This is a genomic window from Paenibacillus cellulosilyticus, from assembly GCF_003182255.1.
GTDB lineage: Bacteria > Bacillota > Bacilli > Paenibacillales > Paenibacillaceae > Paenibacillus_T > Paenibacillus_T cellulosilyticus.
In genome coordinates this window covers 85,295-96,417 of record NZ_QGTQ01000005.1, presented here as the reverse complement: position 1 = coordinate 96,417, position 11,123 = coordinate 85,295, and the positions used below count along the sequence as shown (strand labels likewise).

Genomic DNA, 11,123 nt, shown 5'->3' with positions numbered 1-11,123 from the left:
ATCAACTTCATAGTATCGAAACAACAGGCTGCCGATTGAAATCGGCAGCCTGTTTGCATGAATTAGTAGTAAACAAGTCGATTGCGGGTTTGACTATCTGAAATTCGAGTCAAACCCGTGCGAAGCCGTCGTATAGCCGGTCGTATTCGCAGCGAATGCTGGTTGATAGTGACTTGGCTGCGTAAACGTAGGATTGTAAACATGCTGCGCTTGCGACTGAATCGATTGCTCGACTTGTCTGCACAACGAAGCGATCTGGTTAAGCTGCTGAATCGCCGTTTGGTGGCCTTGCAGAGCCGTTTGGATGACTTGTGCAGCCCTTTGCTCCCGTTGAGCCAGCTCTTCAAGACGCTGCGCGTTTTGCTGCTCTTGCTGGAGCAACTGCTGATAGTTTTGGCTCGCTTGCTGCGTTTGCTGCACAAGCTGTTGAACGAGATGCTCAGCTTGTTGAAGCGACTGATTGAACGACTGATTATTGAATTGCATGGAATTCCCTCCTTGTGTGTGAACAACGACTATTAAGATGTCATACCGGATTGAAATTTATTCCTTCTTGCGATGAATGATAAAAACATGTTGAGGAAAATTAATTGGAGCGGCATTCCATGTCAAGGAGGATCATAATGGAGATGGAGATGAAGTATGGCGAGGATTATCACTACTTGCCGGTAACCTCGCTAAACAGCGGAGTAGGGCTGGATGCTGCTGTGGATGTATACGTTGTGACCATTCAGATCGTCAACGTATGCTTCGTCAGCTTCCCAGACAGGGACAATTGGGTTCTCGTCGATGCCGGTATGCCGAGATCATCTGACGACATTGTGGCTGCCGCCGAGGAACGGTTCGGCACAGGCACCCGCCCTGTTGCCATCGTATTGACGCATGGTCACTTCGATCATGTCGGCGCCATTATCGAACTGATCGAGCGCTGGAACGTTCCAATCTACGCGCACGAGGAAGAACTTCCATATTTGACAGGCAAGCTGGCCTATCCCCCAGCAGATCCTTCGGCCTCAAGCGGACTGGTCGCTAAGCTGTCTCCTTGGTTTCCGAACGAACCGATCGACTTAGGGGCTCGAGTTACCAGCCTCCCTGCGGACGGATCGATTCCTGAGATGCCGGGATGGAAATGGATTCATACGCCAGGTCATACGCCGGGACATGTGTCGCTGTTCCGAGATGCGGACAAAGCCTTAATCGCTGGCGACGCGTTCGTCACAGTGAAGCAGGAGTCGATTTACAAAGTGTTCACGCAGAAGGCTGAGATCAGCGGGCCACCAAAATATTTTACTACCGATTGGCAGGCAGCCTTTCATTCGGTTCGCAGGCTTGCCGCTCTGCAGCCAACCGTGGCAGTCACCGGGCATGGGGTTCCTTTGTCAGGCGGGGAGCTTGCTGCGAGTCTCCAGAAGCTTGTCACTGATTTCGATCGCATTGCGGTGCCGGAACAAGGCAAGCATGTACATTAACTAGAAGAACTAGAAGAAGCATGGAGAATGGATCTCCATGCTTCTTCGTGCTGCGCTTATCTACCCATATCCGTAAGGCCAGGGCTATGCTCGTTCGGCATCTCCGGAAACTCAGGCGCCGGGAAGCCTGCCGGAGGATCGATAACCCTGAGTTCCCCTTTATTGCGGCTAGGACTCTCACCCTGGAAAATCTCCCCGATCCGAGTCGGATCGAGTCTGAAGTTAAATTGCGCATTGTGATAGCCCATATCAACAAACTTCCGGCATTCGGGATATTTGTTCAGGTCATAATTAGGGACAGGGAACAGCTTCGCCCAGTCCACGCCCAATGTCTCAAGCGCTTTAGCGAATGCGTTCTGATGGGCATTGTCGCGAACGATGAGGAACCCGAGCGTCTCGCGGAGCGTTTTGTTCGAGCTCATCTCGTATATTCTCGTCTTCTGCAGAACGCCCGTCGATTCAAGCACAACGTTATTGAGCATGTCTGCAATCAAGTTGCCATGGTTGTACACCCACGAGCCGTTCCATGGGTTGCCGCCTGCGTCGACTGGGAGCGAGCTTTGCGCGCCAACGATAAAATGGTGCGGATTCGCATGCTTCACCGCTTCATCGAGCGGGGCGCCATCCGCGCCGGCGTTGCCTGGGGTGGACACGCCTGCACCGTTCAACAGCTGGTTGATCGTCGTCTGCACCAGCTCGACATGTGCAATTTCTTCTAAGAACACGCCTTTGAGCAAGTCGCGATACTGCCGTTCCTTCCCTCTAAAGTTCGAGCTTTGGAAGAAATACTGCATCATCGTCCGCATTTCACCGAACTGTCCGCCAAGCGCCTCCTGCAATACTTTGGCTGCCGCCGGATCCGGTTGATCGGGCTCGATGATGTTAATGAGCCCTTCTTTGAAGTAGTACATCCTTTGGGGTGCTCCCTTCCTACTCGCATCGTAATTTTATTGGACAGGTTTACCATTCCCGACCGGTAGAGGATTCATACCATTCGTTACATGATTCCTCTTCCCCTTAGATCATTCAAAGAAGGCCGAAACAGCCTGCCTCCCCGGCGCTGCTTCGGCCCCTATTCATCCCGTCACCATGCTGACGACGATCTTCCCTTTCACATGCCCTGCCTCGTAATATTTGAATGCCTCTATAACGTTATCGAAGGCAAATTGCCGATCGATGACAGGCACGACCTGCCCCGTCTCGACGAGTGACTTCCAGATGAGCTGATCATCATGGCTCGGCTTATGGAGCAGCACCTTTACTTTTTTGCGAGTGAACCATGCAATTAGCGGTGCCGTTAGCGCAGCCTGAATGATACGATTCGAAGTCCCACCGATCATCACATAGGAACCGCCTGGCTTCAGCGCACGCTGCACCTCGAGCACCGACCGATAGCCGACGACATCGAGGATCAGGTCATATTGCGGCCCGCCTGCTGCAAAATCCTCCGTTCGATAATCCAGCACTTGATCCGCTCCAACGGATCGGAGCATCTCCAGCTTCTCGGCAGCATCGACGGCCGTCACCCGCGCCCCTTGCAGCTTTATGTATTGAATGGCGAACGTACCCACGCCGCCTCCCGCTCCGTTAATGAGCACGTGATGCCCCTTCTCCAGCCCGCCTCGCTTACGCAGCCCTTGCAGAGCTAGAACCGCTGCTTGCGGGATTGCTGCCGCCTGCTCGAAGCTAACTCCTTGCGGTTTCGACGTTAGCGCCCCTTCACTCGCGCACACATATTCAGCGAACCCGCCCCAGCCACAGCCAGAAATATCTCCGAACACCTCGTCGCCTGGCCGATAGCGCCGCACTGCCGTACCGACAGCGATTACCCGGCCTGCTACGTCGGCGCCAAGAATCCGATAACGCGGCCTGCGCAGTCCGTCAATCCGGTTGGCGAACGGCTTGCCGAGCAGCCGATCCCAGTCCCATGAGTTGAGCGACGCAGCATGGACCGCAATCAGCACCTCATGCTCCTTCGGGACAGGCATCTCCACCTTTTCGATACGAAGTACATCTGGCTTTCCATATTGGTCGTAAACGAGCGCACGCATCAACTGGCCTGCTGCTTGTGCCTCTGCTTTCATCGTGAACCTCCCCATGAGATTGAGCTACTCCTATTGTATAAGGCCGGACAATCCAAATATAGTAAGTAAATTGTTAAGCCAGCAACTTCTTACGAATACTTTGCTGTTGTCTACGTCTCTAGAACGATGACAGCGACTATTTGATCTCGTATACTCGATTTCGACTATACGGTAACTGGTAGTTAGAAGGGAGTGAAGGCAATGGCCGCCCGTAAAATATCCAACATGCTGGCACTCGCCGTCTTGTCGCTGCTTCATGAGAAGCCGATGCATCCGTACGAGATGTCGGCAACGATGAAGGAGCGCGGCATACCCGACGTCATCAAGCTGAACAACGGCTCGTTGTATTCCGTCGTGGAGGCGCTGCTGAAGCAAGGATGGATCGTTCCGCTGGAAACCCAGCGGGAAGGGAGGCACCCCGAACGGACGATCTACGCACCTACAGAGGTGGGAAGGTTAGGGTTTCACGATTGGCTTCGGGAGCTGATCTATGAGCCAATGAAGGAATATCCTCATTTTCCTGCTGCGCTGGCTTTCATCGGGCATGTTCCTCCGCTGGAAATGAATGATCTGCTGGATCGTCGCATCGGATTCATCCGCAAGGCGATCGCTGAACGGCGGGCAGGCATTGAATTCGCTAGAGGGCTTGGTCTTTCAAGAATATTCGTCATTGAGGCGGAATATATCATCCATCAATTGGAATCAGAGCTGCAATGGCTGATGGCATTCAAGGAAGACATTAGGAATGGTAGTCTTACGGAACAATCGGACGGTGAAATTAATTGGCATATGACCACACCTCCTGATGGAGCGCATCCGCAAGACATCAAATCACAATCGAAGGGAACAACGTAACATGAGCGCACAACGTAAAAACGCTGGCCTTGTTATCGCCGGCTTGCTGCTTGGTATTCTCATGGCATCCATGGACAATACGATCGTAGCAACTGCCATGGGCACCATTGTCGGCGAACTCGGGGGCTTAGACAAATTTGTATGGGTAACATCGGCTTATATGGTTGCCGAGATGGCGGGTATGCCGATATTCGGCAAGCTGTCCGATATGTATGGCCGCAAGAAATTTTTCGTATTCGGTATTATCGTCTTTATGCTGGGGTCGATTCTTTGCGGCACCGCAACATCGATCGTTCAGTTGAGTATTTATCGCGCGATCCAGGGGATCGGGGGCGGCGCACTCGTGCCGATTGCCTTCACGATCATGTTCGACGCTGTAGCGCCTGAGAGCCGCGGCAAGCTGGGCGGATTGTTTGGCGCCGTATTCGGCATGTCGAGTATTTTTGGCCCGCTGCTTGGCGCTTACATCACTGACTATATTCAGTGGGAATGGATCTTCTACATCAACCTTCCGCTTGGCCTGATCGCGTTCGTACTAGTTGCATTCTTCTATAAAGAATCCGTTGAGCACAGCAAGCAGAAAATTGACTGGCTTGGTGCAGCAGCGCTCGTTGGCGCCGTTGTCTGCCTCATGTTCGCACTGGAATTGGGCGGCAAAGAATACGCGTGGGATTCGGGCGTCATCCTCGGTCTGTTCGCCGGTTTCGCCGTACTCATCATTTCGTTCATCTTCATCGAGCGGGTTGCAGCAGAGCCTATTATCAAGTTCAGCATGTTCAAAAACAAATTGTACTGGTCGAGCAATGCGATCGCGATGTTCAGCGGCGCTGCATTCATTACGGCTTCGGTCTACATCCCGATCTATATTCAAGGTGTATTCGGCGGCAAGTCGACCGATTCCGGTCTTGTGCTGCTGCCGATGATGCTCGGTTCCGTCGTAACGGCGTCCTTGGGCGGCGCGCTTATGATGAAGCTGTCGTTCCGCACGCTCATGCTTCCGACGCTCGCGCTGCTGACGGTCGGCAACATTTTGCTGACAACGCTTGGCGTCGATTCGCATCGTTATACGGTTGTCATCTTCATGGTTCTGGTCGGACTCGGCATCGGCGCTTCGTTCTCGGTGCTCAGTAACGCTGCGATCTTCTCCTTCTCGCCGCAGGAACGGGGAACGGCTTCTGCAACGCTGAACTTCCTCCGTTCGCTCGGTATGACGATCGGCATTACGGTGTTCGGCATTATTCAGAGCCACACGATGCTGAATCAATTCGGCAAGCTGTTCACGGCTGACGAGAAGAGCCAGCTTCCGGCTGAAGTCAACCTCAGCGATCCGCGCGCCATTCTGGCGCCTGAGATGCGGAAGTACATTCCGGAGGCCGTATTGGACAAAATCACGAATGGTCTCTCTTATTCCATCACGCATACGTTCGCATGGGCTGTCATTCCTTCCGCCCTGGCGCTGCTCTTCACGTTCTTCATGGGCCGCAAGAAGCTGAGTGAGATGGAGCATGCGGAAATCAAGCCGGCTTCTCATTAATTCGTAACAGGGTAAGCGGTGTTCCACGTCATGATGTAACGACGTGGAACACCGCTTGTTTCTTTTGATCAACAAGGATAATGAAATAAGCCCGCTGCCTGGGTTAACCAAGCAACGGGCATCTAATCACGTTATTGAATACCGTATCGCTCAATAAGTTCTGGGTATATGTCGGCTCTATTCAGAAGAAATTCTCTCGCTTTATGAATATCCGAGCGAGGCAATTTCCCGGCTTCTACACCAATAATAATGTCCGAGTAATATTTGACCTCTTCCCTCGAATATTTCACAGCACGTTCGCCATTATGTTGAACGGCTTGTCCACTGCCGTTCACTTGCGCGTATACGGCTGTGCCTCCTACCGCCAGCGTCGCCACGACAGCACACAGAATCAGTGTTTTCTTCAATTCCTCTCCTCCTTTTCTTACAAGATCATACAAATGACGCTTTTAAATGATAAAAAGTTTCAGATCGAATCACCGGTATAACATCAACTAAGAAAGGCCCATTTCCGGACATAAGGAAATGGGCCTTCTGACAATATGGAGCAAACGGTATTCCCTATACGATAACCTCGTAACAGCCTATTGCGATCAGCAGCAGGCAGCCTAACAGCTCGGAATACTTCCCAAGCCATGAGTGCGCGATACGTTTGCCCATCCGACCTCCGATGTCGATCGATACAAGCGAGAAGAAGCCAACCGACAATGCGGTGAACCATGGCGACACGCCGCTCGCGCCAGCTCCGAGGCTGCTTGCAATGCAATTGAGCGACAAGGCGAAGCCTAGCGAGAACGATTCAACCCATGATATGACCTGATCCTTGTTCTTATCCTTGTCATCAGCAATCTGGGCAATGATGTCACTATCGCTGCGCTTGCGCAGGCTGCTGATTAAGCCCCAAACGCCAAGCGTGATAATCATGAGACCGCCGATCAAGTTCCCCCAGTAGGCAGGCAGCAGACTGGACAGGTAATGACCCAGCAGCATGGATAAGCAGGTCGCGATCATCGACAATATCGCAATCACCAGGCTCGATATCAGTGGAATGTGAACCTTGCGTGCCCCGAACGTCATCCCGATGCCCAAATTATCCAAATTAGCGGCAATGCCGATCATCGCAATTGTTAGCCAATGCATACCCGTTGACCTCCCAATCGTTCGGTCAGATATGATATGCGGGCTAACGCCCAGATGATCGAAAAACTTTGCGGCCGTCAGCTATTCACCATCGTTTGACTGCTGGCTAAGCACGGAGAGCAACGGCTAGATCACGGTCGCAATAGAGCCAAATTGGATATAACGTGCATGCACATAAAGAAAGAGCTGCCTCACCCGCCTGATAGGCGTCTGAGACAACTCTTGTGTCGTATATATGCGTCTAATACGGCAGCTACTAACTTCCACTAGCGTGTGGTGATTCCGGTCATCCCCAGATTCGATTAAGCGTGGTGAAAACACACTTAATCAGCTGCTAGCCACATCCTGTGCTAATTAAGTGCAGTAAAACCACACTAAACACCACAATAATACGCTTCTGAGGCAGCGCTCATCCGTTTAAGTGTGGTAGAGCCACACTTAAACGGCAACATACTTTCATTCATTTCAATTAAGTGTAGTAGAACCACGCTTGGTACCCGCCGCCCGGCTGAGGTCCACCGCTGCCTCTGCCTCTGCCGCCAACGCCGAACTAGGCTGACAACCTTACTTCGCCGTCACGCCGCCATCGACCGGCAGCTCGATGCCTGTCAGGTAAGACGCATCATCCGATGCGAGGAACAGGACGGCCTTTGCAACCTCGACGGCTTGTCCGACGCGAGGCAGCGCCGTCTGGGACAGGAACCACCCAAGCATTTGCTCGTTGTTCACGAACTCCTTGCTCATCGGCGTCTCGATAAAGCCCGGATGAACCGAGTTGACTCGGATGTTGTCCTTCCCGTAGTCGACAGCAGCCGCTTTGCTCAGCATGCGAACGGCGCCCTTCGATGCGGTATAGGCACCAGCGCCTTGGCTGCCGGTAATGCCAGCGATCGACGAGATATTCACGATCGAACCGCCTTTGTTGTGCTGCATATGAGGAACCACGTGCTTCATCCCGAGAAACACGCTGGATAGGTTAATATTCATTACTTTGTCCCACTGCTCGACCGTTGTATCCAACATGCCGACCGCGAACGAAATACCTGCGTTATTAACGAGAATGTCGACTTTGCCATAAGCCTCGACTGTCGCTGCAACGACGCCGATCCACTGCTCTTCCGATGCGACGTTGTGCGCGATTGCCGTGGCCACGCCACCCTCCGCCTCAATCTCCTTCACGACGGCCTGCACCGCTGCTTCATTGATGTCAGTTGCAACCACCTTCGCGCCTTCGCGCGCAAACAACAGTGCTTCCTCCCGGCCCATACCGCTTCCTGCACCTGTAATGATGGCTACTTTATTCGCTAGACGGCTCATCGATCATCTCTCCCTTGAAGTAAAATGATAGTGTTTATATCACTATGATATAGACTATATCACCATCATAAAGGGAACGCAACGCTCCTTGCCTAGAATGAGTTGGCATCGTTATAATACGGTTATATTTTATGGCTAATCGGCCCATGAAAGGTAATCAGGTATGGACGCTAAAGAACGGTACGAGAAGGAACGGCTCGACGGCAAACAACAGCGACAGCTTACGATTGTAGAGGCCGCGGAGCGCGAGTTTATAAGTCGAGGAATCGAGAAAACATCGATGCAGCATATCGCGGACGCAGCCAATATCGGCATCGCTACGCTGTTTCGGTATTTTCCGAAGAAGGACAAGCTGATCGTTGCGGTGGCGACCAAGCTGCTGCAGCCGATTCATGATGCTTTCATGACGACCGCGGGGCTGCCGGGATCGTGCCTGGACAAGCTGGAGCGGCTGTTCGACTTCCTCATCCAGGAGCATGACCGCGCAAGCGCAAAATATATGATCGACTTCGACAGCTACGCTGCACATTCGCTTGAGCCCGTTGAAGATATGGAGTCGTTCGTTGCGCTGCATCGGCGTATTTCACACCATTGGGCCACCATTGTTCAATCGGGGATTGAGGATGGCTCGATCCGTTCGGATCTGCAAGTCAAGGAGACGCTGACGACGATCATGAACGCCTTCGGCCAGTTCTCGCGGCAGCTCTCGCTGCAGAACAACATTCTGCTGTTCGAATCGGATCTCGAATCGAGACCGCAGCTGCTCATCCTTAAAGGGATGTTCCTCGACTACGTGAAGAGCAGATAAGCTGTGCGATCGCACTAAACAAACGAGAAGCCCCTTCGCATTCCATTAGGAAAACGAAGGGGCTTTGTTCATACTGCAACTTTTCTAATACATTCGAGGTATTATAGTAGTAATACATGATTCAACAGCAATCGGGATTGGAGGTTGCCCTATGCGCGCCATTATTCAAACGATTGGTATCCTATTTATACTTAGTATCCTGACATACGCGTTGCCGGCAGCTCCTGCAGAAGCCAGCTTCATCAGCCGAGTCCAAGATATTTATAACGCACCGGACAAGATCAGCGAGATCGAGCAGCAATATAAAGAAGCGAATGATGCGCTGACTGAGCAGCTGAATCAAGCCCAGCAGGCTACCGAGGAGTTGGCTCGCAAGCAGGAGGAGCTCCAGGCACAGAACGGCCAATTGATGGAACAGAACCAGCAGCTGATGGAACAAAATGCTGCATTGCAGGCGGAAGCGGAGCAAGCGCAGCAGAAGAAGCAAGCTTGGCAGCATAAAATGTACACCGGTATCGGCATCGTTGTCGGGCTGTTCATCGCCTACTTCCTAGCGATCCGCATCTGGCGGTATCTCTCATGGCGCAGACATCGTCCGTTCCGTGAAGGCGGGATTAGCGGATGAACATCGTAACACCCGCACGGCTTGGCCATGTGCATGTCTCGCTCGAAGAAGCGGACAAGCTTCATCTGCTGCATCCGAAGTCGGTCATCGCATTTCAAGGTTCGCCGCAGCATCGAGAAGATCGACTGATGAACCTAGCGCGTATTTACCACAAACGCAAAATGATTCAATCGCAGTTCCAAGGACCGTCCGAGCTTGTCCTTGGACTGCCAGCCGGATGCTCGCTTGAAGTCGTCGAGATCGATGAGAAAAGCAATCTGCTGTTCGATCTGCGACATGTCATGTTCTTCACCGAGGGCATGACGATGAAGTCGATCGTACAGAAGCTGAAGAACGCCTGGATTACGAAAGAGTTGACCCGCATGCGGTTCACTGGACCGGGGCGGCTTGGCATCATCACATCCGGCGATATGATGACGCTCCAGCTTGATCCGGATAAGCCGCTATTCGTAGAGGCAGGTGCATTGATCTCCTACCCCGGCACGGCGACCATCCGGCTGTCGGTATACGGCAATCAGCTCGCCAGTCAGCATATGAACGTACAGTGGGAGCTGCGCGGCACCGGCCCTGTGCTTATCCAAACCGGCTCCCGCGATGCGGAGCTAGAGGCGCAGCTGCAGGATGGCAGCTTGATCAAGCGCATCCTGCGCGAAGTGCTTCCGTTCGGAAGCGTGTATATCAAATAACACAAACACCGCCCCAGGCTTATGGCCGGAGGCGGTGTTTGTGTCCTAACACTTGCCCAACTTCTCCTGCACCCGTTTCTTCAACCACCGAATTTGACCTCTATGGTTGATCTCGTCTTCGAACACATGGAACCACATGAAGTAAAAGTTCGCTTGCCGGTTGTACCAGAAATCCCGTTCCTCGTACAGCCACTCGTCGGTTTTGCCTCGGAACAGCTCATGCGTTGTCTCGCGCACCTCATCCAGAGCAGCTATGTAGTATTCCAGCTCATGCCCCTTAATGCGCGCTCTTCCTGCATCACCTAATTCCAAGGCAGCACCCCAGCGTGCCAATTCTTCTTCGTTCAACTCCCGTTCTTCGAATGTACTAACCTGGTAAGCATATTCGACAGCGGCGAAATGCATCAGCAGCGAACCGATCGAATTGCTCTGCTCGTCGTAAACGCAGTCCAGCTCCTCGGTTGACAAGCCTCGGACCGTTTCCACCGTTGTATGTCTCGCATAATCCATCATAGCGATCAAATGCCCGATTTGAGGGGCGTATTCAGGCCTTTCCTTGATTAAATAAAGGTTGTCCATAGTCAGCTCCAACGAAATTCGCTCCT

General features: G+C 52.5%; 13 protein-coding genes. 6 read left to right on the top strand and 7 right to left on the bottom strand.

What is annotated here, in order from left to right:
* Nucleotides 1-93 precede the first annotated feature (93 nt).
* Nucleotides 94-486: a hypothetical protein gene (locus tag DFQ01_RS09485; protein WP_110043652.1), complete on the bottom strand. Its 393-nt coding sequence runs from the start codon at nt 484-486 to the stop codon at nt 94-96.
* A gap of 137 nt (nt 487-623) precedes the next feature.
* Between DFQ01_RS09485 and DFQ01_RS09480 the strand changes: the two genes are divergently transcribed.
* A complete protein-coding gene (locus DFQ01_RS09480) occupies nt 624-1,469 on the top strand; it encodes an MBL fold metallo-hydrolase (protein WP_174812921.1) in 846 nt (281 codons plus the stop codon).
* 56 nt (nt 1,470-1,525) lie between these two features.
* On the opposite strand, the gene DFQ01_RS09475 is transcribed toward DFQ01_RS09480, so the two are convergent.
* Nucleotides 1,526-2,380, bottom strand: a complete 855-nt coding sequence (locus tag DFQ01_RS09475; protein ID WP_110043651.1) for a manganese catalase family protein — start codon at nt 2,378-2,380, stop codon at nt 1,526-1,528.
* Nucleotides 2,381-2,545: 165 nt separating this feature from the next.
* A complete protein-coding gene (locus DFQ01_RS09470) occupies nt 2,546-3,553 on the bottom strand; it encodes an NAD(P)-dependent alcohol dehydrogenase (RefSeq protein ID WP_219993694.1) in 1,008 nt (335 codons plus the stop codon).
* A gap of 201 nt (nt 3,554-3,754) precedes the next feature.
* Here DFQ01_RS09470 and DFQ01_RS09465 point away from each other — a divergent pair, with 201 nt between their 5' ends.
* Together DFQ01_RS09465 and DFQ01_RS09460 are read left to right on the top strand one after the other, a co-directional pair.
* Nucleotides 3,755-4,408: a PadR family transcriptional regulator gene (locus tag DFQ01_RS09465; protein ID WP_110043650.1), complete on the top strand. Its 654-nt coding sequence runs from the start codon at nt 3,755-3,757 to the stop codon at nt 4,406-4,408.
* Between the two features lies 1 nt (nt 4,409).
* Complete coding sequence (locus tag DFQ01_RS09460; RefSeq protein WP_110043649.1) at nt 4,410-5,942, top strand: MDR family MFS transporter; 1,533 nt, start codon at nt 4,410-4,412, stop codon at nt 5,940-5,942.
* A gap of 131 nt (nt 5,943-6,073) precedes the next feature.
* On the opposite strand, the gene DFQ01_RS09455 is transcribed toward DFQ01_RS09460, so the two are convergent.
* From DFQ01_RS09455 to DFQ01_RS09445, 3 genes are all read right to left on the bottom strand, one after another.
* Nucleotides 6,074-6,349, bottom strand: coding sequence for a hypothetical protein (locus DFQ01_RS09455; RefSeq protein WP_110043648.1), 276 nt, complete (start codon nt 6,347-6,349; stop codon nt 6,074-6,076).
* 154 nt (nt 6,350-6,503) lie between these two features.
* Nucleotides 6,504-7,082: a manganese efflux pump MntP gene (locus tag DFQ01_RS09450; protein WP_110043647.1), complete on the bottom strand. Its 579-nt coding sequence runs from the start codon at nt 7,080-7,082 to the stop codon at nt 6,504-6,506.
* A gap of 564 nt (nt 7,083-7,646) precedes the next feature.
* Nucleotides 7,647-8,399 (bottom strand): SDR family NAD(P)-dependent oxidoreductase, encoded by a 753-nt coding sequence (locus DFQ01_RS09445; protein ID WP_110043646.1) that lies wholly within the window; start codon nt 8,397-8,399, stop codon nt 7,647-7,649.
* A 163-nt stretch (nt 8,400-8,562) separates the two neighbouring features.
* Between DFQ01_RS09445 and DFQ01_RS09440 the strand changes: the two genes are divergently transcribed.
* The 3 genes from DFQ01_RS09440 to DFQ01_RS09430 all read left to right on the top strand — a co-directional run bounded on the left by DFQ01_RS09440 (nt 8,563) and on the right by DFQ01_RS09430 (nt 10,518).
* Nucleotides 8,563-9,207, top strand: a complete 645-nt coding sequence (locus DFQ01_RS09440; RefSeq protein ID WP_110043645.1) for a TetR/AcrR family transcriptional regulator — start codon at nt 8,563-8,565, stop codon at nt 9,205-9,207.
* A gap of 151 nt (nt 9,208-9,358) precedes the next feature.
* Nucleotides 9,359-9,832: a hypothetical protein gene (locus DFQ01_RS09435; protein WP_110043644.1), complete on the top strand. Its 474-nt coding sequence runs from the start codon at nt 9,359-9,361 to the stop codon at nt 9,830-9,832.
* A complete protein-coding gene (locus DFQ01_RS09430) occupies nt 9,829-10,518 on the top strand; it encodes an AIM24 family protein (RefSeq protein WP_110043643.1) in 690 nt (229 codons plus the stop codon). Before DFQ01_RS09435 ends, DFQ01_RS09430 begins: the two co-directional genes overlap by 4 nt.
* Nucleotides 10,519-10,563: 45 nt before the next feature.
* Here DFQ01_RS09430 and DFQ01_RS09425 read toward each other — a convergent pair whose 3' ends face one another.
* Nucleotides 10,564-11,097: a DinB family protein gene (locus DFQ01_RS09425; RefSeq protein WP_110043828.1), complete on the bottom strand. Its 534-nt coding sequence runs from the start codon at nt 11,095-11,097 to the stop codon at nt 10,564-10,566.
* Between the last annotated feature and the right edge of the window lie 26 nt (nt 11,098-11,123).

Bases quoted from the DNA above. Each gene is read 5' to 3' on its own strand.
- DFQ01_RS09485 (WP_110043652.1), bottom strand. From the start codon at position 486: ATGCAATTCAATAATCAGTCGTTCAATCAGTCGCTTCAACAAGCTGAG.
- DFQ01_RS09480 (WP_174812921.1), top strand. From the start codon at position 624: ATGGAGATGGAGATGAAGTATGGCGAGGATTATCACTACTTGCCGGTA.
- DFQ01_RS09475 (WP_110043651.1), bottom strand. From the start codon at position 2,380: ATGTACTACTTCAAAGAAGGGCTCATTAACATCATCGAGCCCGATCAA.
- DFQ01_RS09470 (WP_219993694.1), bottom strand. From the start codon at position 3,553: ATGAAAGCAGAGGCACAAGCAGCAGGCCAGTTGATGCGTGCGCTCGTT.
- DFQ01_RS09465 (WP_110043650.1), top strand. From the start codon at position 3,755: ATGGCCGCCCGTAAAATATCCAACATGCTGGCACTCGCCGTCTTGTCG.
- DFQ01_RS09460 (WP_110043649.1), top strand. From the start codon at position 4,410: ATGAGCGCACAACGTAAAAACGCTGGCCTTGTTATCGCCGGCTTGCTG.
- DFQ01_RS09450 (WP_110043647.1), bottom strand. From the start codon at position 7,082: ATGCATTGGCTAACAATTGCGATGATCGGCATTGCCGCTAATTTGGAT.
- DFQ01_RS09445 (WP_110043646.1), bottom strand. From the start codon at position 8,399: ATGAGCCGTCTAGCGAATAAAGTAGCCATCATTACAGGTGCAGGAAGC.
- DFQ01_RS09440 (WP_110043645.1), top strand. From the start codon at position 8,563: ATGGACGCTAAAGAACGGTACGAGAAGGAACGGCTCGACGGCAAACAA.
- DFQ01_RS09435 (WP_110043644.1), top strand. From the start codon at position 9,359: ATGCGCGCCATTATTCAAACGATTGGTATCCTATTTATACTTAGTATC.
- DFQ01_RS09430 (WP_110043643.1), top strand. From the start codon at position 9,829: ATGAACATCGTAACACCCGCACGGCTTGGCCATGTGCATGTCTCGCTC.
- DFQ01_RS09425 (WP_110043828.1), bottom strand. From the start codon at position 11,097: ATGGACAACCTTTATTTAATCAAGGAAAGGCCTGAATACGCCCCTCAA.